The organism is Salinivibrio sp. SS2 (genome assembly GCF_001722075.1).
GTDB lineage: Bacteria > Pseudomonadota > Gammaproteobacteria > Enterobacterales > Vibrionaceae > Salinivibrio > Salinivibrio proteolyticus.
The window spans coordinates 13,499-37,045 of the sequence record NZ_MEBP01000055.1; the positions used below are offsets into that span (position 1 = coordinate 13,499).

Sequence of the window (23,547 nt, forward strand, 5' to 3'; positions counted from 1 at the left end):
ATAGTTGGGCCCAATATCCTTACTAGCCAACGCCATGATCGTCTGTCATTTCGCCCTAGTATCGCCAACGTTAACCAGTGTTATTGGGATATGAGTGTCGAGACGGTTCCTTGTCTGAGCATCATCATGATGTTTGCCTTCCATGGAGGGGATGTGTGCAAGCACGTGCAGCACCACGGAGACAGGCTACCCGTGTGCAGTAACACGCTTGTTGATATAAGTAATAAAAACTAACACTTTTGCGCCCTTCATAACAAAAAGTTCGTAAAATGAGATCTTTAACGCAGATTGTTTCATCAATGCCTGTTGGGTTATTGATCAATTCACCGCTTCCTCACACTTAATTGTTATGATATAACATAACAATTAAGTACAACGACAAGAGGCGCTTCACGGTGAAAAAAGATATCCACCCTCCGTATCAACAAGTCGTGTTCCATGACACCAGTGTCGATACCTATTTTATGGTTGGTTCAACGTTACAAACGTCACGCACCATTGAGTGGCACGACGGTAAAACCTATCCCTATTTTCCACTCGACGTCTCGAGTGCATCGCATCCGGTGTACACGGGTAAACAGCGGGTCACAAATAAAGAAGGACGCGCGGCACACTTCGCCCGCAAGTTTGGCCAAGTGGGTCGCAGTCACAAGGAGTCGTCATGAAGGTCGTGAACTCACTGAAAAGCGCCCGCCAGCGTCACCCTGATTGTCAGGTTGTCCGTCGTCGCGGGCGCATGTTTGTTATTTGCAAAACCAATCCACGTTTTAAAGCCGTGCAAGGGCGCGCAAAAAAACGCAGCTAAGCGTCGGCGACGCACTGCCACTGATGGGGCAGTGCTTCTCGGCGGGCAAACATCTTGATGTGGCTGCTTACCGTTTCAGTCACTAAGGTCAAGTTCGCCTCATCGTCGGCATGGCATGTCACACGCAACTGGGTCCCTTGCACCTGCATATCACACACACCCGCAGGGAAATGCACGCGTCCTGTTTGCTCATCCCAGCTCGCCTCGACTTTGCGACCAAAGTGACGACACAAGGTCTGCAAGTAACGTGGGGCATGCTCGGACTCAATCATCGTTGTCATACTCGGCATAAGTGCTCCTTAGTAGGCTGGCATGGATGCCAGCCTCATCGCGTTAAAATTGATAGGACGCCGTCAATTTAATGTTGCGGCCAGGCTCGTAATCGAGGATTTCTGCGCCTCGTTCACCTGACGTTGACGCATGCGAGCGATAGCGACTGTCAAACAAGTTGTCGATCCCTGCCGTCAAAGTGAACCCGTCTACCGTCATTGGTTGCCACTGAGCGAACACGTTGTGTACTGTGTAGCCCGGTTTGGTCAAGTTGCTATCAGGAACCGTGGTCGAGCGCTGAATTTGGGTGTTCCACCCCAGCAGCACATCCCAGCGGTTCAACGCGTAATCCGCATTCAAGGCAACGGTATCGCCGAGGTGGCGAGCGCGACCAAAAATTTGATCCAGTTGATACGCCTCTGAATAACTCACATCCGTGCGACTGTAACTGGCTGACGCCGTCCACTGCTGCCATGCCCAATAGGTACTGGCTTCAAAGCCACGATAGGTGGCATCGCCACGGTTGGTGGTTTCATAAGCCCAGTTACCACTGCCATCTTTGTAACTACGCACCACAATTTCATCATCGAGCTCAGTGCGAAACACCGTCAGATTGGCGGTTAACAAGTAGTCTTCTTGCGCCGCGGCATTCGAGAGGCGCACACCAATTTCATCGGTCCGGCCATGCTCGGCTCTCAAGTCTTTATCCGCGCTTTCACTCAGTGCTGTGGTGGTAAATGATTCATTCAATGGCGGCGCTTTGTGCAGCTCTCGACTGTTGGCAAACACGGTGAGATAGTCGGTAGCGACAAACTCTGCACCCAAGGCCAACGACACATCATCATAACGCTGACTCGAGCTGGTCGCTCGGCGATCGAAGCTGTCATAACGCACCGCTGGGGTCACCGAAAAGCGTGAGGTCAGCGCTATCTTGTCTTCTACATACAGCGCAATCTTGTCGGCCGATTCCAAAATCTGTACACCCGGTTTGGCAAATTGGGTGTCGTTGTCTTGGTTTTCATAGTGCGCACCGTACGCGAGCTGATGATCGCCAATACGCTGCGATACACTGAGTTTTACCCCAATATTGGTGTCTTCTGCCACGTTGACGCCTTTGCGGTCAGCCAGAAATGGGTGGGTAGCAAATTCGGTTTCATCACGGGTGAGTGACAGCTGGTTATAATAGGCCAACGCTTTCACTTCGATGGCTTGTGACGGCGTGTATTCGTAGTTGATCGTCGCGGTATCACGATCGTAGGTCACTGGCAGTGTCATTTCGCCCGTACGATTGCAGTTGAAGCTCACACCCATATCAGGACGCGGCAGGTAATCGCCCTTATCGCGATACTTGTCATAACTGAGTTCAAAGCGATGCCCACTCGCAGGCTCCCAACCTAGTTTCACTAAGCCATTAGTGACCTCACCTTCACCGCCGAAGGTTCGATGCCCATTACCGTCTTTAAAGTCGTCGCGATCAAAACGGCTGATATATGCCATCGCATCCCATTCATCACTCAACAATCCATAAACGGTCAACGAGCCTTGCTGGTAATCGTTACTGCCCCAGCCCGCACTCAGGCGTGCCCCAAATGTCTCATTAGCACGCAAGAGATCGTACGGATCTTTGGTTTCAAACGCGACTGCGCCCCCCAGCTCGCTGGTGAGAATCGACGATGCGCCCACCGCGACATCAACACGCTGCAAAATGTCAGGATTTAAAGTGAGGTTGCTGATGTGGTGGAACATTTTACCGCCTTGTGAGGCGCCATCGACGGTGATATCCAAATCCTGTTCGGTAAAGCCACGGATATTAATACGCTGGGTAAGCGAGTGCGTGCCGCCCACATCCACACCGGGAATATCACGTAATAAGTCAGAAAGGTGATCGGGCTGCTTCACGGTAAGATCAGCTTCCCCCAGATAACGGGAGGAGCTAGACACTTTTGTGCCCCACACGGACACCGTTTCTATGCGTTCACCTTCGGGGCTATCAGCCATCGCAGAGGGACACAAAGCACTGGCAATGCTCAGCGCAAGCAAAGCCGGACGCGCCTTGGCGGGAAGTAACAACGTCATAATTCATTTCCTTCTTGGGTAACCCAAACAACTAAATGATACTAATTCGCATTTATGTTACTGTTTAAGTGGTTTTCAGGAAGAAAAAAGAGTTATGCGCGTGCATCAAGCTTTTATGCGCAGAGCTTTTATGCATAGCGCGTTGATGCAGCAGTTAAGAGGGAACACTATGGCAGCACCCGTGTCTGTTGTTTGCACACAACGAGAATCCAGCGCAGAGGGTCATGCCGAGATCATGGCTAACCACTCGCAACGGACGCAATCTCTGGTGCGAGGGCAGTTCTCGCATACCTTATGCCCGGGAGGGTTGCAGATCGATGGCGGGATTACCGATGAGTTATGTGATGCCAATGTGCTCCACCGTGCCCATCTGGGGGTCACGCTAGTGATAGTCCTCGAGGGCGTGCTAGAGTTTGCCTACGATGGTTACACCTATCGGTGTGATGCACGCCACCAGCCCCAAGCGCTTGCCGTCTCCGTGGGTCGTGATAGCACCTTTCGCCGTCGCCTAATTGAAGGTAACCACCTTAGAAAAGTGAACATATTGCTACCTCCCGATTGGCTTAATGGCTATGCAGACGAGCAAGCCTTGCCACTGCTTAGTGGCTTGCATCGCCATCATTTAGGCTGTGTACGCTGGCAACCGAGTCCCTCCATACTTGACTCCATTCGCGCCTTATTACCCAGTATTAATAGGCAACATGAGGCTGATCCCCTGACCCAGCATCTACATGCACTCACCATCATCAAGCACCTGTGTGACCAAGCCGCTCATCTGATCATTGAGCCTGTTGTCGAACACATCCCTACAACCCATGAACCACAAGTCGCAAAAGCCGTCGCGTATATAGAGACCAAACTGCATACCGCATTGACCTTATCGACCATCGCTCAGGCGTGCGGCCTGAGTCGCAGCACACTGCAGCGTCATTTTCGTACCCATCTGGGCGTGCCCGTGTCTGATTACATTCGGCGCCGCCGGCTCGCGGTGGTCAAAGAAAAGTTACTGCATGAGGCAATGTCAATTGGCGAAGCGGCTTACTGGGCGGGCTACCATCATCCCTCTAATTTCGTCACCGCATTTAAGCGTCAGTTTGGTATGACGCCCGGTCAGTTGATCCAGTCGCACACCCATGCGGTGTGATCATGGTATTTGTGTATACTCATCCTATTAGCATGAAAAGGAAAAAGTATGGGACAGGGTCGCCGCTTCGCACTGACGGCTGGGGCGTTGATTGCCGCATTAGGCGCCAGTGCGCTTTATATTGTTCACTCGCAACAAGCCACCGTGCCTGCAAACGCATCGCATACGGTCGCGGCGCCAACGTTTGTGACCGTCAACAGCCAAACAGCGCTTGATGCAGAGCTCGCCAACGCAGCCGCGAGTCAGAAAATCGCCTTTGTCGATTACTACGCCGATTGGTGCATTCCGTGTAAGCAGTTCGCCACACAAACCTTTACCGATCCCGACGTGGCCCAGCAACTTAATCGCATGCACCGGATTAAAGTGAACCTTAGCCATAATCGTCCTGAAGATTTTGCCCTTATGCGTCACCAAAATGTGGCGGGCTTGCCCACCCTCGACTTTTGGTTACCCAGTGGTGAACGGGATGAAACCGCACGCGTTACCGGCTTTTTACCTCCCGAGACATTTCTTTCCCATCTTTCTGAACACGGACTCATGGTTCGGGATAAAAGCGAGGAATGATCAATCTCTTAGTTCCTTTGTTACAAAATTGATAAACCGCACACCCAGTGGTAGCGTTGAAAGAAACACGGGAGCGGCATAAACACCATGGAAGCGCAACATACCATTATGATCGCTGACGACCATCCGCTGTTTCGAAATGCCTTATTTCAATCAGTGCATATGGCGGTCAGCGGCGCGAATCTACTCGAAGCAGATAGTCTGGATAGTTTGAACGATCTATTAGCACGCGATGCCGAGGTCGATTTAGTGCTACTGGATCTAAAAATGCCGGGCGCCAATGGCATGTCGGGGCTGATTGCCCTGCGTCACCAATACCCGACGCTGCCGATTGTGGTGGTCTCCGCCAGTGAAGAGCCCAGCGTGATCCGCCAAGTCCGTTCCCATGGCGCGTTTGGTTTTATCCCAAAATCCAGCGATATGCGTACGCTGGTGCAATCGTTGACCCAAGTCCTCGAGGGCACTCCCTGCTTTCCTGATGACTTAGGTGACGATGACGACAGTGAATGCTTGTCGAGCAAATTAGCCGCCTTAACGCCGCAACAATACAAAGTATTACGTATGCTTTGCGATGGCTTGCTGAATAAGCAGATCGCTTACGACTTAGCAGTCTCCGAGGCCACCATCAAAGCACACATGACGGCGATTTTTCGCAAGCTCGGGGTAAAAAATCGCACTCAAGCGGTAATTTTATTGCAGCAATCAAATATCGAACTTTGATACGCTAGCGCTCACACACCGACGTTGGAGCGCCTATGTTAAGTATTCTTGCTACGCAATTCGTGATTTTATGGGCCGTGATCGATCCTATCGGTAGCGTGCCCATCTATCTGTCGCAAACCAGCCACATGACCCCCAAACAAAAGCGCCGCGTGGCAGTGAAAGCGGTAGCGATCGCTTTCGCGATTTTATTGTTCTTCTTAATTGTCGGCCAGATTTTACTCGAAGCCATGCAAATCCCTTTGCCCGCCTTTCAAGCGGCAGGCGGGCTGGTATTGCTGTTATTTTCTTTAACCATGATTTTCGGCGAAGGCAAGCCTAGTCAAGAAGCCAAAATGCTCAGCGAAAACGTGGATAAGGCCGAGATAGCAGCAACCGCGGTATATCCCTTGGCGGTGCCGTCTATCGCCTCACCCGGCGCGATGATGGCCATTGTCATGCTCACGGATAACAATCGCTATGCCATTGCTGAGCAAGCCATTACAGCCGGAGTGATGTTCTTAGTCTTAGTCGCGACCTTGGTCTTACTCCTCGGGGCCAATGTAATACACAAAGTGATCGGTAATGTCGGCGCCTCGATTGTCAGTCGTGTCATGGGGCTAATCCTCGCCTCCGTCGCCGTTGCTAATTTGCTCGAAGGGATCCAAAAGTTTTATCACCTGACTTAGACCTTTGGCGCAAGTCGTGGCTAGCTCAACCCGAGCTAGCCCAACCTAGCTCACAAAAATCCTGTCTTTTCGCCATATTGGCGCGCTTGTGGCTCGACTAAAGTTGCAATGTCGCTTTGCCCATCCACTGCTATCGTCTTCATGTAACATTCCATTAACGTGTTAAACAAGGAGATGGCGATGGCGTTTCAAAGCAAGGAACACGCGAAAGCCTACTGGGAGAGAAACGTAAAACTGATGATCAGCTTGCTGATTGTCTGGTTTGTTGTCTCATTCGGTTTTGGGATCTTATTCGTGGATGCCCTCAACACGATTCAAATCGCAGGCTATAAGTTGGGATTTTGGTTCGCTCAACAAGGGTCAATTTATACCTTCCTTGGCATCATTTTTGTGTATGCCAAACAGATGCGCAAACTCGATCGCGAGTTCGGTGTAGACGACGAGTAAGAGGACACACGCATGGATTTAAGAACCATTACTTACATTGTTGTCGGGTTCACGTTCGCCCTCTATATCGGGATTGCGATCTGGGCTCGAGCAGGGTCAACCAAAGAGTTTTATGTGGCTGGCGGTGGGGTTAACCCCGTTGCAAACGGGATGGCAACCGCTGCCGACTGGATGTCTGCGGCCTCCTTCATCTCCATGGCCGGTTTGATTGCCTTTATGGGGTATGGCGGCTCGGTCTTTTTGATGGGCTGGACCGGTGGCTTTGTGCTGCTCGCCCTACTCCTCGCACCTTACCTGCGTAAATTTGGCAAGTTTACCGTCCCCGAGTTTGTCGGTGAGCGCTTTTATTCGAAAACCGCGCGTATTGTGGCGGTGGTTTGCTTGATTATCGCTTCGGTCACTTATGTTATCGGTCAGATGAAAGGGGTTGGGGTCGCATTTGGACGCTTCTTGGAAGTCGATTACTCCACCGGGCTGTTAATCGGTATGGTGATTGTCTTTATGTATTCCGTGATGGGCGGGATGAAAGGCATTACTTATACCCAAATTGCTCAGTATTGCGTGCTTATTTTGGCGTATACGATCCCTGCTATTTTTATCTCGCTGAAACTCACCGGCAACCCGTTCTCGCAGTTAGGTCTGGGTAGCACCATGGCAGGTACGGATCAGTATTTGCTCGACCGGCTCGACCAAGTGGTCACTGAGCTCGGTTTTGTCGAATACACTACCGCGGTGCGTGGCAGTACGCTCAATATGTTTGCCTACACCATGTCACTGATGATCGGTACCGCAGGTCTACCTCACGTGATTATTCGCTTTTTCACCGTCCCTAAGGTGCGCGATGCGCGAACCTCTGCTGGCTGGGCACTCTTTTTTATCGCGATTTTGTATACCTCAGCACCTGCCGTCGCTGCGATGGCTCGCTTAAACTTGATGGATACCGTCAATCTACCTAATGGTGATAATTTGCTGTACGACGAGCGTCCGGACTGGTTTAAAAACTGGGAAACCACTGGCCTGCTCGGTTTTGAAGACAAAAACGGTGACCAGAAAATTCAGTACACCTCTGACCCAGAGACCAATGAGCTGCGTGTTGACCGCGATATCATGGTGCTCGCCAACCCCGAAATTGCCAAGCTGCCTAACTGGGTCATTGCACTAGTGGCTGCCGGTGGTCTTGCTGCGGCACTGTCGACTGCTGCGGGATTGTTGCTTGCGATATCGTCAGCAATATCCCACGACTTAATCAAAGGGGTCGTTAACCCGAATATCAGTGAAAAAGGCGAACTCATGGCGAGCCGGATATCCATGGCATTAGCCATCGCCGGTGCTGGCTATTTGGGACTGAATCCACCTGGCTTCGCCGCTGGGACAGTGGCACTGGCCTTCGGTCTCGCCGCCTCATCAATCTTCCCAGTCCTGATGATGGGGATCTTTACCAAGACCATCAACAAGGAAGGCGCGATCGCCGGGATGGTTGCGGGGATCAGTGTCACCCTATTCTATGTATTCCAACACAAAGGGATCCTATTTATCCCTGAATGGACATACCTAGAAGGCCTTGGCAGCAACTGGATCTTGGGGATTGAACCCAATGCCTTTGGTGCCGTCGGTGCAATCTGTAACTTTGTGGTAGCCATCCTCGTTTCTCGCGTGACCAAAGAAACCCCACAAGAGGTACAAGATTTGGTCGAACACGTTCGCATGCCATCGGGCGCAGGCGATGCGCAATCACACTAATACGGTATTAACCTATCAAGCCCCTACGGGGGCTTTTATACTGTTGGTTACTTCCAGCCAAGGAGAGGCCTGATGTCAACAGTCACACGATTATTAACGAACAAGCATGTCGTCATTGCGATGCTGGTTGCACCAGTTTTAGCCATCATCGCCTATTTTGCGGTCGATGCCAGTGTGTCTGAGCCCCCTCAGGCGGCCCAGTCAGGACAAAGTTACCCGCTTGCGGTGCGCTCAAATTGTCGCTACACCAGTGGCTTTTGTCAGCTTGAAAATGGCGATATAAAGCTAAAATTAGAGTCTGACGGCGTGCAGAATGATAGGCTAACACTGCGTTTAGCAAGCGCGTTACCCCTCGAAGGCGCGAGGATCAGCATGGCGCATACAGGCACTGAGCCTCAGCCACAGTCAATGCAAGCGACAGATGAAACCGGCACAGCCTGGCAGGTGTCGCTTCCCGCTCCCACCGATGCGCAAGCGCAAATTCGTCTCGCGGTGAGTGTGGATGGCAGCTACTACTTTGCTGAGGCACCAACCACTTTTATTGAGCATAAAACATTCTACAGCGAGCATCAGAAAGCACAGGACGCGTCCTAGCCTTTGCTACGCATCGCTTCCGATTAAGTAGCCACGAATGGCGTGCAAGATCGTGGCGACTTTATGCTCATAAGCCTGCTCTGTCAGCCAATGGTTCACGTCCGTCCAACCATGACTGTCCAAATGGGCAAGATCGTCGATGTCGATATGTCCATCCACGGGGTTAAACCGACCTTCCACTCGGACCGTACCAATGTCTGTGTCGAGACGAGAAATACTAAATGGATCCATTACTGTCCTCGTTGTTGTAATAAGGCGCGAAGTTTGAGTGGCTTGACTGGCTTGGAAATGTACGCAAACCCCAGTCCAGTGACCGACTGTTGAATGTCAGCACTGCGATCTGCGCTGATAATCGCGCCTCGGAAACAGCGCCCTAAACGCAACTGACATTGTTGTAAGACCTGCAATCCCGTTTGTTGATTAGCTAAATGGTAGTCACTAAGCACAAACTCTGGGTGCCAATCATCATCAATTTGTTGCATCGCACCACTGACATCAGGCGCACAACGCACATCACACCCCCAGCGTGATAACAACTGTGCCATACCGGTTAGAATATCGGTTTCATTATCCACACACAGCACGCGGCATCCTTTTAGCGCTCTCGCCGAAACAGCACTGGGTGAACGCGGCTCGGCAGACACCACGGCCTCGGGCGTGCCTTGATCTACCGAGATAGAAAAAACCGTGCCTTTGCCGGGCCAAGAGCGCAACCCAAGCGGCTGCTGCAAGATCTGGCTGATCCCCCTCGCTATCGCAAGTCCAAGCCCTAATCCTTGCTCTGCACCTTGACGGTCAAGGCGAGTAAATTCTTGGAAAATATCTTGCTGACGATCATACGGGATCCCGTCACCATCATCCCACACTTCGATACGGTATCGGTTTTCTTCGCGACGTACTCCCAATAACACCCGTCCTCTCGGGTTATAGCGAAAGGCATTGGTCAAAAAGTTTTGCAGTACGCGACGGAGCAGTTTTTTATCTGAACATACCCAGCCTTGACAGTGTTGAACATCAAAGCGCATGCCTTGTTGGTTGGCCAATACGCCAAACTCTGCTTCTAATGCCGTGAGTACATCATTCAATGCAAAGTGTTCAATCCGCGCTTTCATCTTGCCCGACTCTAGTCGCGAGATATCCAGCAAGTCACCAATCAAATCCTCCGCCCCTTCCAGTGCGCTTTCGATGTGGCCAGCAACCCGTTGCGTGTCGGCATTATGGGCAATCTCCGATAGCGAGGAGGCAAATAAGCGTGCCGCATTCAAAGGCTGCATCAAGTCGTGACTGACTGCCGCGAGAAAACGGCTTTTCGACTGTGAGGCGGATTCAGCCTTGCGTGTGGCATCAATCAGCCGGCTATTGAGGGATTCAAGCTCACGGGTGCGCTCCGTCACTCGTGCTTCCAAGGTTTCATTGGATTGCTTAAGCGCCACCTCCGCTTGGCGAAACGCAGTAATATCGGTGAAGGTCATCACGAACCCACCGCCGGGCATGGGGTTACCTTGGAGCTCAATGACCCGTCCATCAGGATGCACACGTGAGGAGGTATGCGGCTGACGACGCGTTAAATGATGCACTCTCTTCTCGACATGCTCTTCCGGATCGCCCGGTCCACAGAGTCCGCGTTGGGCATTAAAGCGAATCAAATCAGCGACCGGGCGTCCCACCTGAATCAATCCGGGTGGAAACTGAAACATATCAATATAACGCTGATTCCACGCCACCAGCCGTAGCTGTTTGTCGACCACCGAGATCCCTTGATTGATATGTTCAATGGCGCCTTGGAGCAAACCGCGCGAGAAATCAAACAGCTCAGACGCTTCATCGACAATGGTGGCAATTTCTTCCAATTGCATATTTCGCCCTTGTAAGGCAGACGATAGCACCAACCGCGCAGACGATGCCCCAAACACCCCCGCTAATACGCGTTCAGTATGGCGAATCAAGGGAGCACTCGCCTGCTGTTGCGGGATCAAGTCTTCACCACGTTGATCGGCAAATTGGCTAAATGCCTGACGCATCCGCCGCCGGCCGACAAAACGGGCCGCGAGCATTTCCAGCTCTGCCACCGAGACTCGGCTTTGGTATAGGCGTGCATCTTCACTTTCTGGTAGCGGCATGCCTACAAACGCGGCGGCTTGCAATCGCTCACTCAAAGACGGTCGGGTTAACAGTGACACGGCCACAAAACTGGCAGCGTTCATTAACACACTAAATGCCAAGCCCCAATCGATGGGATCTAGCGTTGCAATAGGCGCAATCGCCGGTGGTGTGATCACCCAAATCAACAGGTTGCTCTGCCCATCGCCGGCAAGCATCCCGGTTTGTGTCATCATGGTGATCAGCCACAAGCTAAATCCTACCGCCAAGCCCGCATACACGCCTTTCTTATTACCTTGGCGCCAATATAAGGCACCGATCATCGCGGGAGCAAACTGCGCAATGGCCGCAAAAGAGAGAAAGCCAATTTCTGATAAAGTTGGCACCGTTAAAATCAGGTGGTAAAAGCCCCAAGCGGCAATAAGAATCAGGAAAATTAAGGCGCGACGGACGTTGAGCAAAAGGCCAGAGAACTGCGTGAAGTTACGCGACGTCATCTTCATCCGCCGCAGCAAAAGGGGTAATACCAGATCATTCGAAACCATAATAGCCAGCGCAATGGTCGAGACAATAACCATACCACTCGCTGCTGATGCGCCCCCCATGAAAGCCAATAACGCCATGCCTTCGGCACCCACCGATAAGGGCAAGCGAATCACATACGTATCCGCAGGGGCATCCGGGATAAGCATCTGTCCGGCGTACGCGAGCGGCAAAACGAACACCAACATCAGCAACAAATAGGTCGGGAACACTTTGCGGGCAGTATTAAGGTCGCTGGCACGGGTATTCTCCACCACCATGGTATGAAACTGACGCGGTAGACAAATAATGGCTGCGGCCGTTAGAAAGGTGTGAATGATTAGATTACCTATATCCGGCCGTCCGATCACGCCGGACTCTTCGAGACTCATGGGCAGACTCGGGGCTTGAAACAAGAGCGCCACCACAAACACGCCAATGCCTAAGAAAGCCACCAGCTTGACGATCGACTCGAACGCGATTGCCATCATCATACCGCGGTGGTGTTCAGTGCTATCGATATGGCGTGTGCCAAACAACACGGTGAACATCGCTAACGAGACACACACTAACCATGCAATTTGGGGTTGCTCTAGGCCAATGCTGGCTCCGAGCTCAGGCGAAAGCACATCTAACCCCATGGCGATACCGCGCAGCTGCAGCGCGATATAGGGCAGAACACCGATGACTGCAATCAAAGTGACGGCTACCGCCAATCCTTGTGATTTGCCATAACGTGCCGCGATAAAGTCGGCAATCGAGGTGATGTGCTCTCGTTTGGCAATTAAGATCATGCGGGCGAGAAAGCGCCATCCCAGCGTGAACACTAAAATGGGCGCTAAATAGATAGGTAAAAACGACCACGGCGAGCTAGAGGCTTGACCGACCGTACCGAAGAAAGTCCACGAGGTACAATAGACCGCGATAGAAAGGCTATAGATCCAAGGGCGCCACGTTCGTAGCCAACGCGGGCGACTGTCGCCATACCATGCGATGGCAAACAGCGTCCCCATGTATAATAGTGAAACCGAGACAATTACCCAGCCTTGTGTCATGACTCCCTTCCTGACCCCTGCGTATTTTTCATCCGCCTAAAAGGGTGTAACACGCGACAGACACCGGCTCAATCTTCCTGTCTCGGCTTTGTGGGCCTCGTGGCTAACTTTGCTGCAAGCGGGCCTTTCTTGCTTGTTGGTACTGAGGTTCATGTAAAGGCAGTAACAGCGCCGGCAGTGCCAGCAACGCCATCGCATAGAAGGTCCACGCTGGAGAAAAGTCATACACCCAACCGCTAGCTGCCGTCAGCGCTGCGACCACCGCGCCCATGGGGAGGGCGTTATAGGCGGCTTGTACCGCGACAAGGCGCGTCCCACATTCGCGTTGAATGTATTGCATGGCACCCAAATGGGCGGCGGCAAAGGTGATCCCGTGGAGAAGTTGTACCATTATCACTGGCGCCAAGGCTGTCGTCGAGCCAGTGATCCCCCATCGCACTAACACGCCAAGCGCGGCAAGACGGAACAAGGCTTTGGCAGACCACCCACCAAAAAGACGTGCGCCCAGCGCAAAAACCGCCACTTCCGAGACCACACCCAGACTCCACAAATAGCCCACGATGCTCTCGCTGTAACCGGCATGCTTCCAATAGATAGCGCTAAAACTGTAATACGCGGCATGACTGCCTTGTAGCAAGGAGGCGATCAGCAGGAATACCACGATGTGAGAGTCACGAAAAAGTTGGCGCATCGACACCTTACTGTGGGCCGCGTCATGCTCACTTTCCGGCATCACTGTCGGGCGACGTAAGGTTAACAGCAAGCAAGCCGACAAGCCTCCAATCGCAACCCAAGGGATGATCGCGGCGGTTTCCTCGGTCACCAGCCATCCCGTCAAACTTGATCCGACAATAAAAGCAATCGACCCCCATAAGCGTGTTCGACCATAGTCGATAATCTGATGGCGCGCATAATAGTTCGCTAACGCGTCGGACAAAGGCACCGATGGCCCAATCGCCAGATTAAAGAGCACAGTCACCAACGCGAGCCACGCAATGTTCGCTCCCATCACAGGATGCAACGCACAGGTCAATAACGCCATTAAGGTTAAGCCACGCAGTGCAGGCAGTAACGACTCCACCCGCTGCACTTTGGGAGTAAACACTAAGTTGGCCACACAACGGGTCGCAAAGCCCAAGCCAATCAGCGTACCAATCACCCCGGCATGCAACCCCATGTAATCAAACCAAACCGCCCAAAACGGCAAGTAGACACCGTAAGAGAAAAAGAAACCGCCAAAGTACTCTGACAGCCAACGAAAAGGAGAACAGTGGGACAAGCTCATTTCATTACTTCACATCAAGATAGATTCGCGGCTAAGTGTCTCAACTCTTTGACATGAAAAAAAGCCCTACTCAGCGAATATCCTCATCACTTCGTTGATCTCCGCCTAGGTTTCGTCGCAACTGGCTAGACTAAAGTCGGCTAGCCGGAACAGATAACGTGCGACACACTAGAAATATTATTGTGGGGAGTGCGATTATGCCTGAACCGTTTGACACCTCTCATGCACCGTTTGATTGCCTGACGGCGTCCCAAGTCAAGCAATGCCGCCAAGCCATAGACGTTGCCTACTTCCGACGTGGTGATACGCTGCTCGCCGCCGGTGATAGTGGCGATCAGCTCTTTATCATTATCAAAGGCAGTGTGGAAGAGGTATCGGAAGACGGCAAAGAAACCTTTTCGCACTACACCACGGATGATCTATTTGATGTCCCAGCGATATTAAACGGTACCGCCAAGCACCAATATCGCGCCCTAGAAGATACCTTATGTCACTTACTGCCTGCCGACGTGTTCCTCGCCATTTATCATACCAATCAAGATTTTAGTGCTTACTTTGATACTAACTTGCAGCGTCGTCAGCAGTTAATCGCACAGGCTCGCCAGCAACAGAACTTAGCCGAGTTCATGCTCACTCGCATTGACGACACCAATATTCAACCGGCGCTGCGTGTGACCCCCGATGTTCCTCTTAAGGACGCCACCGCAAAAATGAAAGCACAACGCTGTGATTGTGCCTTGGTCGATTACGAGGACGGAAGTTGCGGCATTATTACCCGCACCAATCTGCTGCATGCCTTAGTGCTCGACGGCCATGATCAATCGGTCCCGGTGGGAAATATCGCTACACGCCCTGTGATCAGTGTCGAGCGAGGTGACTTTCTCTTTCATGCCATGATCACCATGACGCGTCAGCGAGTGAAGCGTGTCCGTGTCGTCGATGATCAGGAACAGACCGTCGGCACGCTCGACCTGCCGCAAGTGTTGAGCTTATTCTCCACCCATTCTCATGTGCTCAACTTACGCATTGCGCGCGCACAAACCGTCGATGAACTGGTGTTAGCGGCAAATAGCCAAAGCAAATTGGTTCATACCCTGTTTAACAACGGTATCCACACCCGCTTTGTGATGAAGCTCATCGCGACCGTGAATGAACAAATCATGGAAAAAGCGTTTCGCCTCATCGTGCCCGAGCCCTATCAGCAGCAATGCTGTTTGGTGGTGATGGGCTCGGAAGGACGCGGTGAGCAAGTACTTAAAACCGATCAAGATAACGCACTCATTTTGGCCGATGATCTCACTTGGCCCGAGTGCCAAACCGTGATGGAGGCCTTTTCACATACCTTAAATCTACTCGGCTATCCGCCCTGCCCTGGGCAGGTGATGGTCAGCAATCCCAAGTGGGTGAAAAACGCGTCTCAATGGCAACAAACCATTCGTAACTTAGCGCAAAGTGCTAATCATCAAAGCGTGATGGATTTAGCCATTCTCGCCGATGCGCATCCTGTTGCGGGCGACAGCCAGCTTATCGACGCGATTCAAACGCCACTTAAAGCCTCGCTCACCGATAATATGCTGACCTTAAATACCTTTGTGCGCCCGGCATTAGCGTTCAAAGTCCCTTTGACGGTGTTTGGCTCATTAAAGAGTGGTAAAGAAGGGCTCGACATCAAAAAAGGCGGCATCTTTCCGATTGTGCACGGCATTCGCACCATGAGCCTAGAAAAAGGGGTCAGCGAAACCAATACCTTTGAGCGGATTGAGAGGCTGGCTAACATAGGGACACTGGCCGAAGAAACGGCAGAGAACCTCGCCGAGGCGCTGAAGCTATTTATCCGACTGCGGTTACGCCAACAATTAAGTGGTGAGCAACAGAGTAACTATATCGATGTCTCTGCGCTTCCTTCCAGCGAGCGAGATCTTTTACGCCACGGCCTCCACGTGGTAAAAAAATTCAAAGAATCCCTCGCCTACCACTACCATGTGAGGGACTAGAGTGAACTGGTTGTCACGTCAATGGTACCGCTACCGATTGCGGACATCGTCCTACCGCGCGCTCTTCTTACCCTCGGATCGCAGCACAGTGATCTCGCTCGACTGCGAAACCACCAGCTTAGATCCAGAGCGTGCAGAACTCGTTACTATCGCCGCCACTCCAATTCAAGGGAATCGAATACTCACCAGCCAAGCGCTCACCTTGACCTTAGTGGCGCCAAAAAGCTTGAACGCTGGCTCGGTCCGTATTCATCAGTTGCGCCATCAAGATCTTGAACAGGGTGTCAGCGCTGAGCAAGCCATGACGACGTTAATCGCCTTCATCCATAACCATCCTTTGGTTGGCTATCATATTCGCTACGACAAAACGATCTTAGATCGCTACGCACGGCGTTTTTTAGGCTTTCCGTTGCCCAATCCCGTGATTGAAGTTAGCGATATTTATCAACGTCAATTAGAGCGTTTACTGCCCAATGCCTACCATGACATCAGTATGGAAGCGATCAGTCGCCATTTAGACCTCCCTTTGCCTGCCCGTCATGATGCACTGGACGATACCATCGCCGCCGCTTTGATTTACGTGCGTTTGCAATATGGCGACATGCCTATGCTACGTTCGCAATAGCCAACAGCGATCCTGCCTTACGACACGTATTGCACAAAAAGTGAGATCAATCCCCCAATCTATGGTCCAACAAGCGCACAAACCACTTATAAATCAATGGCCTCATCCTAAAGTCTAATTGCCGGACCCCACGAACTGTCACACCTTTAAGGGCATGGTTTTCATTTGCCAGGCAGCGGTACAGCCTGACATCTCACGACATGGAAGCGCCGCATGAGATTACGCGGACACGAGGAGAAACAGGATGAGCGATAGTCACGTATACCCCGTCATGCCTTCAATTGCACAAAAGGCACACGCGGATGAAGCCACCTACCAAGCGCTTTATCAGCAATCAGTGACCGACCCCGAAGGCTTTTGGCGCGAACACGGGCAAATTCTTGATTGGATCAAACCCTATACCAAGGTGAAACATACCTCTTTCGATACCGGCCACGTCGATATTCGTTGGTTTGAAGATGGTACCTTGAATGTGGCCGCCAACTGTATCGATCGTCATCTGCAAGACAAAGGCGATCAGGTTGCCTTAATTTGGGAAGGAGACGATCCGAAGGACGATGCCACACTGACCTACAAGCAGCTCCACCAACAGGTGTGCCAATTTGCTAATGCGCTCAAAGACAATGGCGTCAAAAAAGGCGATGTAGTCTGTCTTTACATGCCGATGGTCATGGAAGCCGCGGTCGCGATGCTCGCCTGTGCACGCATTGGCGCCGTGCACACAGTGGTATTTGGCGGTTTCTCACCTGAAGCACTGGCAGGACGTATTATCGACTCCAACGCTAAAGTCGTGGTTACCGCGGATGAAGGCGTTCGTGGCGGCCGTGCAGTGCCATTGAAAAAGAACGTCGATGAAGCCCTTGCCAACAGCAAAGTCACGTCAGTCAATAACGTGCTGGTTTTCAAACGCACAGGGGGACAAGTTGATTGGCACGAAGGTCGCGACGTGTGGTGGCATGAAGCCACCGCAAACGCATCAACCGATTGCCCTCCCGAAGAAATGAATGCCGAAGACCCTTTATTTATCCTCTATACATCTGGCTCAACCGGGACGCCAAAAGGGGTACTGCATACCACAGGCGGCTACCTCGTGTATGCCGCGATGACCTTCAAATACGTTTTTGATTATCAAGACGGCGAAGTGTTCTGGTGTACCGCCGATGTGGGTTGGATCACCGGCCACAGCTATCTCATTTATGGCCCGCTAGCTAATGGTGCAAAGACTATTTTATTTGAAGGCGTGCCTACCTACCCATCCACCGCCCGTATGAGCGAAGTGGTTGATAAACACCAAGTGAATATTTTATACACCGCACCGACCGCCATCCGCGCGTTGATGGCCAAAGGCAATGAAGCCGTTGAGGGAACGACACGTAGCTCGCTGCGCATTATGGGCTCGGTGGGTGAACCCATTAACCCAGAAGCTTGGGAGTGGTACTACACCACCATTGGCAATCGGCAAAGCCCGATTGTGGATACGTGGTGGCAAACAGAAACCGGCGGCATATTGATCACCCCCTTGCCCGGCGCGACCGCCCTCAAACCCGGTTCTGCCACCCGACCATTCTTTGGCGTACAACCTGCGTTGGTCGATAACGTCGGCAACATTGTCGACGGTGCGGCTGAAGGGAATTTGGTGATGTTGGACTCGTGGCCGGGACAAATGCGTACCGTGTTTGGCGACCACGACCGCTTTGAGCAAACGTATTTCTCAACCTTCAAGGGCATGTACTTTACCGGTGACGGCGCGCGTCGTGATGAAGACGGCTACTACTGGATTACAGGTCGTGTCGATGATGTCCTTAACGTATCCGGCCACCGAATGGGGACAGCAGAAATCGAATCCGCGTTAGTGGCCTTTGATAAAATTGCCGAAGCCGCCATCGTGGGTGTGCCACACGACATCAAAGGCCAAGCGATTTATGCCTACATCACTCTGAACGCCGGTGAGGTGCCCAGCGCCGAGCTACATAAAGAAGTGAAAGAGTGGGTACGCAAAGAGATTGGCCCTATTGCGACGCCCGATTTTATCCATTGGACCGACGCCTTACCCAAAACGCGTTCCGGAAAAATCATGCGCCGTATTCTGCGCAAAATCGCCACCGGTGATACCGGTAGCCTTGGCGACACCTCAACGCTGGCCGATCCGAGTGTGGTCGATAAGCTCATTGCCGAGAAAGAAAACGTGGTGTAGCGCAACGACACGATTGCTTAGCAACCTTTGCCGCCTACGGGCGGCTTTTTTTGTTTTTATGATCTGTGCCACTGAACTGTCTGGGCACACACCACTCCTATCCTTATTGTCGATAAAAAACACACAACCTTGACAGTGCAGCAATCGACAATCGCGACAGTTTTTGCTACACCATAAAGGGGAAGTGTGCTGATTAGACCAGTATTTTGCTGCGATTTGCGGTGAATTCTCTATAATTGGGCCCACTAAGGACAAATCGGCGTGCTTGAAGCCCATTCAGCATGCCATTAGGCTGGAATCCACAAAATGCTGCACATTAGCAGCTAATAGGAGAAGTAAGCGTCAAGATGTCTACAAATAACCGTGTTTTAGTCTTAAATGGCCCAAACCTCAATTTGCTAGGCCAACGTGAACCCGATCATTACGGTAGCCAAACGCTCGATCAAATCGTCGCCGCGCTGCATGCCCAAGCGGCAACCTTAGGGCTTCACCTTGAGCACTTACAATCCAACAGTGAAGCCAACCTGATTGATGCCATTCACCAAGCCATGGGTGAGGTGGATTTTATCATTATCAATCCTGCCGCTTTTACGCACACCTCCGTCGCCCTGCGCGACGCGTTGCTCGGTGTTGGGATCCCGTTTATCGAGGTGCACCTTTCCAATGTGCATGCTCGAGAACCCTTCCGTCATCATTCCTACCTCTCTGACAAGGCTGTCGGTGTAATTTGTGGGTTGGGAGCAGATGGCTACGAATTCGCATTAACGGCAGCTGCGCGCCATTTGGCGTTTGCAGCTCAGTAAAACAAACACAAGAAGAGACGACACCATGGATATCCGTAAAATCAAAAAATTGATCGAACTGGTTGAAGAGTCAGGCATTGCTGAGCTCGAAATTTCTGAGGGCGAAGAGTCGGTACGCATCAGCCGTTCATCACCTGCCGCACCTCAGTTTGCTGCACCACAGTATGCCATGCCAGCCGCTGCGCCTGCCGCAGCGCCGGCAAGCGCACCAGAGCCGACGGGTCACCAAGTTCTTTCGCCAATGGTGGGTACTTTCTATCGCGCGCCAAGCCCAGATGCAGCACCGTTTGTTGAAGTTGGCAGCCAAGTCAATGCAGGTGATGCCTTGTGTATCGTTGAAGCGATGAAGATGATGAACCAGATCCAAGCAGATAAGAGCGGTGTGGTAAAAGCGATTCTGTGTGAAGACGGCCAGCCAGTTGAGTTCGACGAACCACTCGTAATCATCGAATAAGCGAGGGCCGTATGTTAGATAAAATTGTTATCGCCAACCGCGGTGAAATCGCGCTACGGATCTTACGTGCTTGTAAAGAACTCGGCATTAAAACGGTGGCGGTACACTCCACTGCAGACCGCGATTTAAAGCACGTCCTGTTAGCGGATGAAACGGTTTGTATCGGCCCAGCACCGAGCAACCAAAGCTACCTAAATATTCCTCGTATCATCAGCGCCGCTGAAATCACCGGCGCGGTGGCGATTCACCCAGGTTATGGCTTCTTGTCGGAAAACGCTGATTTTGCTGAGCAAGTAGAGCGTTCTGGCTTTGTCTTTGTCGGCCCTAAAGCCGACACTATTCGCCTAATGGGTGACAAGGTCTCTGCAATCGAAGCGATGAAAAAAGCAGGCGTCCCTTGTGTCCCTGGCTCTGACGGCCCATTGGGTAGCGATCAGGAAAAGAACAAAACCATCGCCAAACGTATTGGCTACCCGGTGATCATCAAAGCATCAGGCGGCGGCGGTGGCCGTGGTATGCGTGTGGTTCGCTCTGAAGCCGAACTGGTGGATGCCATTGCGATGACCCGCGCCGAAGCCAAAGCCGCGTTTAGCAACGACATGGTGTACATGGAGAAATTCCTTGAGAACCCACGCCACGTCGAAGTGCAAGTCTTGGCGGACGGCCAAGGTGGTGCTATTCATCTCGGTGAGCGTGATTGCTCGATGCAACGCCGTCACCAAAAGGTGGTTGAAGAAGCGCCAGCACCCGGGATTACCGATGAAATGCGTAAGTTTATCGGCGAGCGTTGCTGCCGTGCCTGTATCGAAATCGGTTATCGCGGCGCAGGTACCTTTGAATTCTTGTACGAAAACGGCGAATTCTTCTTTATCGAGATGAACACCCGTATCCAAGTTGAACACCCTGTCACCGAAATGGTTACCGGTGTGGATCTGGTCAAAGAGCAACTGCGCATTGCAGCGGGTCAGCCTCTGTCGTTTACCCAAGATGACATTCGTATTCGCGGCCATGCCGTCGAGTGTCGTATTAATGCCGAAGACCCAGAGCGCTTTATTCCGAGCCCGGGTAAAATCGAGCGTTTCCACTCACCAGGCGGTATGGGTGTGCGTTGGGAGTCACATGTGTATGCGGGCTACCGTGTTCCCCCTCACTATGACTCCATGATTGGTAAGCTGATTTGTTACGGTGAGAATCGCGACGTTGCTATTGCTCGTATGCGCAATGCGCTGGCCGAAACCGTGATTGATGGCATTAAAACCAATATCCCACTGCAAATCGATATTATGAACGATGAGCACTTCCAACACGGTGGTGCCAACATTCACTATCTCGAGAAGAAACTCGGATTGTCTTAATCTGTATTTCGCATAGAAAAAACCTGCCGCGTCGAGACGGCAGGTTTTCATCTATGTTTCCCCATACAGAGACTAACGAGGCATAAGTTGCTGCTCCAACGCCTCTATCCCTGCGACGACTTGTTGCGACAAGGGTTCGATCTCTAAATACTTGTTGTTTGCCGCTTCGAAATTACCTTTGTCATGCAAGTCAATGATGTCCTTCAAGGTACGATGCAGCTGTGCATGTGGCTTTTCAAGCTGGCGATAGGCCGGCAAATGCCCCGCAATATCTTTGCCTTCGCCGTAGAACCATTTACCCAACCCGCAATGGTGATGAGAGCACGCCACTTTTCTATCCATGGCTTCCACATTGCCATTTAAAAAGGCGCGCATCTTACTTTTCCAAGCCAAGTGCGCATTCTTGATCGCAGAGAAATCGTGGGCTTTGTCACTCGCACCATTGAGTTTGAAATCCGCTAACGCCACTTTAAGAATTTGTGAGTGCTCGGTAAGCTGCCTTGCTACTTCGCCAGTTTCTGAGGCTTGTTGACTGGCCGCCGAGCTTTGCTCATGAATTTGCTCGACAGAACGACTCATTTCTTTGGTGACTGTCGCCTGCTCATCAGCCGCAGTGGCGACCTGCACGCCCATATCCCGAACGAGGCTAATTTGATCGACAATGTCACGAAGTATCTGCTTCGAGCCTTGAATGTGAGTGAGGGTTTCTTTCGCCACTTGATTATTGCTCACGATGTTTTCAGAGGCTTGTCCAATACCAACACGTAACCCTTCCAACATCTGGCGAATATCGCCTGTCGCTTTCTGCGTGCGCTGAGCCAGGCCGCGTACTTCATCGGCAACAACCGCAAAGCCACGCCCCTGATCCCCAGCACGTGCCGCTTCAATGGCTGCATTCAGTGCGAGCAAGTTGGTTTGCTCTGCAATGTCGCTGATCGTCTCCGTGACCGTACTAATTTTTTCACTCTCTGCTGCACTGGCTTGGATCTGAGCAATCGTCTGCTCTAAATCTGCCATATATTGTTCCATGCTTGCGCTTGCCGCCGATACCAGCTCATCCCCTCGGCACGTACTGTCTTGGGTTTGTTCAATGGTTTCAGCGGTACGAGTCATATTTTGTGCCACTTCTTCGACTGTCGAGCTCATTTGCGACATCGCACTAGCCACTTGCGTTGTGTGTTGCACTTGAGCATGCATCTGATTTTGCATGGTATAGCCACGCTCTGACAGTCCATCCGCGTACTGCACCAGTCGGGAGGTATTCTCCATGACTTGACCGATGATGACCCCAAATCGTGCTTTCACCATACGAAAGTTATCGGCCAGCTCTCCCATCTCGTCATAGCGAACTGGCTCTGTCGCATTATCGAGATCACCCGAGGCCAACAAGCGCATGGCTCGGGTGGTTTTTTCCACCGTAAACAGGACACGGTGGCGGACAACCCAAGCTAATAAAACCACGCTCACGATCGTGCCGATAGCGGCATAAAAGGCAAACATAAGCCCGTGAATAAACGCTTGATAAGCAACAGCAAGGCTAAGTACCGCACTGACTGCGGACATACTACGCACAAAGTGTCTTATCTGCAGACGCTGAAGCCATGACGGTCGAGGCATCGCTATCGACCCGTCTTTGCGCATCCGGGCATACAAGGCTTCAGCCTTTTCTATTTCCTCACGGGTAGGCTCACTGCGTACGGATTGAAAACCAACAACTTGATCATTTTTGACCACCGGGCATACAAAGGCATTCACCCAATAATGATCCCCATTTTTGCATCGGTTTTTCACCACACCGCGCCAATTTTTACCCGCCTTAATGGTCTTCCACATATCATTGAAAGCGGCTGGCGGCATGTCTCGGTGCCGTACCATAGAGTGATCACTGCCAATTAACTCATTAAGGGAGTAGCCACTAATGTCAACAAATGCATCGTTGACATACGTAATACGTCCTTTCATGTCAGTCACAGAAACAAGTTCTCCGCACCCTTCAAACCTCACTTCCTTCTGCGTTACTGGCCCATTATCTTTCATGGTGGCACTCCCTCTATGGCAAATAGCGTGCATAATGAGTCAAAAAACGTGCCTAAAAATTAATCAGCACTTAACCCCATGAATATAATGGTTAA

General features: G+C 51.7%; 21 protein-coding genes. 15 read left to right on the top strand and 6 right to left on the bottom strand.

Annotation, left to right across the window (positions count from 1 at the left end):
• Nucleotides 1-395: 395 nt before the first annotated feature.
• Entirely contained in the window at nucleotides 396-665 is a 270-nt protein-coding gene (locus tag BGK46_RS02895) for a type B 50S ribosomal protein L31 (RefSeq protein WP_069586964.1), read from the top strand.
• Entirely contained in the window at nucleotides 662-805 is a 144-nt protein-coding gene (ykgO, locus tag BGK46_RS02900; RefSeq protein ID WP_046074543.1) for a type B 50S ribosomal protein L36, read from the top strand. The genes BGK46_RS02895 and ykgO overlap by 4 nt, the downstream gene beginning before the upstream one ends.
• Here ykgO and BGK46_RS02905 read toward each other — a convergent pair.
• Together BGK46_RS02905 and BGK46_RS02910 are read right to left on the bottom strand one after the other, a co-directional pair.
• Nucleotides 802-1,095 carry a DUF2218 domain-containing protein gene (locus BGK46_RS02905; protein WP_069586965.1) on the bottom strand — a complete coding sequence of 98 codons (294 nt, stop codon included), beginning with the start codon at nucleotides 1,093-1,095 and terminating at the stop codon, nucleotides 802-804. The genes ykgO and BGK46_RS02905 overlap by 4 nt on opposite strands.
• A 43-nt stretch (nucleotides 1,096-1,138) precedes the next feature.
• Nucleotides 1,139-3,151, bottom strand: a complete 2,013-nt coding sequence (locus BGK46_RS02910; RefSeq protein ID WP_069586966.1) for a TonB-dependent receptor domain-containing protein — start codon at nucleotides 3,149-3,151, stop codon at nucleotides 1,139-1,141.
• Between the two features lie 169 nt (nucleotides 3,152-3,320).
• Here BGK46_RS02910 and BGK46_RS02915 point away from each other — a divergent pair, with 169 nt between their 5' ends.
• The 7 genes from BGK46_RS02915 (at nucleotide 3,321) to BGK46_RS02945 (ending at nucleotide 9,028) form a co-directional block, all read left to right on the top strand.
• Nucleotides 3,321-4,295, top strand: a complete 975-nt coding sequence (locus tag BGK46_RS02915; protein WP_175418632.1) for a helix-turn-helix domain-containing protein — start codon at nucleotides 3,321-3,323, stop codon at nucleotides 4,293-4,295.
• Nucleotides 4,296-4,343: 48 nt separating this feature from the next.
• A complete protein-coding gene (locus tag BGK46_RS02920) occupies nucleotides 4,344-4,859 on the top strand; it encodes a thioredoxin fold domain-containing protein (RefSeq protein WP_069586968.1) in 516 nt (171 codons plus the stop codon).
• A gap of 87 nt (nucleotides 4,860-4,946) precedes the next feature.
• A complete protein-coding gene (locus BGK46_RS02925) occupies nucleotides 4,947-5,579 on the top strand; it encodes a response regulator (protein WP_069586969.1) in 633 nt (210 codons plus the stop codon).
• 35 nt (nucleotides 5,580-5,614) lie between these two features.
• Entirely contained in the window at nucleotides 5,615-6,247 is a 633-nt protein-coding gene (locus BGK46_RS02930) for a MarC family protein (RefSeq protein ID WP_069586970.1), read from the top strand.
• Between the two features lie 180 nt (nucleotides 6,248-6,427).
• On the top strand, nucleotides 6,428-6,694 hold the full coding sequence (locus BGK46_RS02935; protein WP_069586971.1) for a DUF4212 domain-containing protein: 267 nt from the start codon (nucleotides 6,428-6,430) through the stop codon (nucleotides 6,692-6,694).
• 12 nt (nucleotides 6,695-6,706) lie between these two features.
• Nucleotides 6,707-8,434: a sodium:solute symporter family protein gene (locus BGK46_RS02940; protein WP_069586972.1), complete on the top strand. Its 1,728-nt coding sequence runs from the start codon at nucleotides 6,707-6,709 to the stop codon at nucleotides 8,432-8,434.
• 72 nt (nucleotides 8,435-8,506) lie between these two features.
• Entirely contained in the window at nucleotides 8,507-9,028 is a 522-nt protein-coding gene (locus tag BGK46_RS02945; protein WP_069586973.1) for a hypothetical protein, read from the top strand.
• Nucleotides 9,029-9,034: 6 nt separating this feature from the next.
• Here the strand turns inward: BGK46_RS02945 and BGK46_RS02950 are convergent, their stop codons facing one another.
• From BGK46_RS02950 to BGK46_RS02960, 3 genes are all read right to left on the bottom strand, one after another.
• On the bottom strand, nucleotides 9,035-9,259 hold the full coding sequence (locus BGK46_RS02950) for a hypothetical protein (RefSeq protein ID WP_069586974.1): 225 nt from the start codon (nucleotides 9,257-9,259) through the stop codon (nucleotides 9,035-9,037).
• Nucleotides 9,259-12,705 carry a hybrid sensor histidine kinase/response regulator gene (locus BGK46_RS02955; RefSeq protein ID WP_069586975.1) on the bottom strand — a complete coding sequence of 1,149 codons (3,447 nt, stop codon included), beginning with the start codon at nucleotides 12,703-12,705 and terminating at the stop codon, nucleotides 9,259-9,261. The genes BGK46_RS02950 and BGK46_RS02955 overlap by 1 nt, the downstream gene beginning before the upstream one ends.
• Before the next feature lie 103 nt (nucleotides 12,706-12,808).
• Nucleotides 12,809-13,990, bottom strand: a complete 1,182-nt coding sequence (locus BGK46_RS02960; RefSeq protein ID WP_069586976.1) for a 3-phenylpropionate MFS transporter — start codon at nucleotides 13,988-13,990, stop codon at nucleotides 12,809-12,811.
• A 197-nt stretch (nucleotides 13,991-14,187) separates the two neighbouring features.
• Here BGK46_RS02960 and BGK46_RS02965 point away from each other — a divergent pair, with 197 nt between their 5' ends.
• From BGK46_RS02965 to accC, 6 genes are all read left to right on the top strand, one after another.
• Nucleotides 14,188-15,984 carry a DUF294 nucleotidyltransferase-like domain-containing protein gene (locus BGK46_RS02965; RefSeq protein ID WP_069586977.1) on the top strand — a complete coding sequence of 599 codons (1,797 nt, stop codon included), beginning with the start codon at nucleotides 14,188-14,190 and terminating at the stop codon, nucleotides 15,982-15,984.
• 1 nt (nucleotide 15,985) lies between these two features.
• The gene (locus BGK46_RS02970) at nucleotides 15,986-16,609 is read left to right on the top strand and encodes a 3'-5' exonuclease (RefSeq protein ID WP_069586978.1); all 624 of its coding nucleotides are present in this window, start codon (nucleotides 15,986-15,988) and stop codon (nucleotides 16,607-16,609) included.
• A gap of 244 nt (nucleotides 16,610-16,853) precedes the next feature.
• Nucleotides 16,854-18,803 (top strand): acetate--CoA ligase, encoded by a 1,950-nt coding sequence (gene acs / locus BGK46_RS02975; RefSeq protein WP_069586979.1) that lies wholly within the window; start codon nucleotides 16,854-16,856, stop codon nucleotides 18,801-18,803.
• Between the two features lie 347 nt (nucleotides 18,804-19,150).
• Nucleotides 19,151-19,606, top strand: a complete 456-nt coding sequence (aroQ, locus tag BGK46_RS02980; protein ID WP_069586980.1) for a type II 3-dehydroquinate dehydratase — start codon at nucleotides 19,151-19,153, stop codon at nucleotides 19,604-19,606.
• 25 nt (nucleotides 19,607-19,631) lie between these two features.
• Entirely contained in the window at nucleotides 19,632-20,060 is a 429-nt protein-coding gene (gene accB, locus BGK46_RS02985) for an acetyl-CoA carboxylase biotin carboxyl carrier protein (protein ID WP_069586981.1), read from the top strand.
• Nucleotides 20,061-20,071: 11 nt separating this feature from the next.
• Nucleotides 20,072-21,415 (top strand): acetyl-CoA carboxylase biotin carboxylase subunit, encoded by a 1,344-nt coding sequence (accC, locus tag BGK46_RS02990; protein ID WP_069586982.1) that lies wholly within the window; start codon nucleotides 20,072-20,074, stop codon nucleotides 21,413-21,415.
• A 72-nt stretch (nucleotides 21,416-21,487) separates the two neighbouring features.
• On the opposite strand, the gene BGK46_RS02995 is transcribed toward accC, so the two are convergent.
• Nucleotides 21,488-23,452, bottom strand: a complete 1,965-nt coding sequence (locus BGK46_RS02995; RefSeq protein ID WP_069586983.1) for a methyl-accepting chemotaxis protein — start codon at nucleotides 23,450-23,452, stop codon at nucleotides 21,488-21,490.
• Between the last annotated feature and the right edge of the window lie 95 nt (nucleotides 23,453-23,547).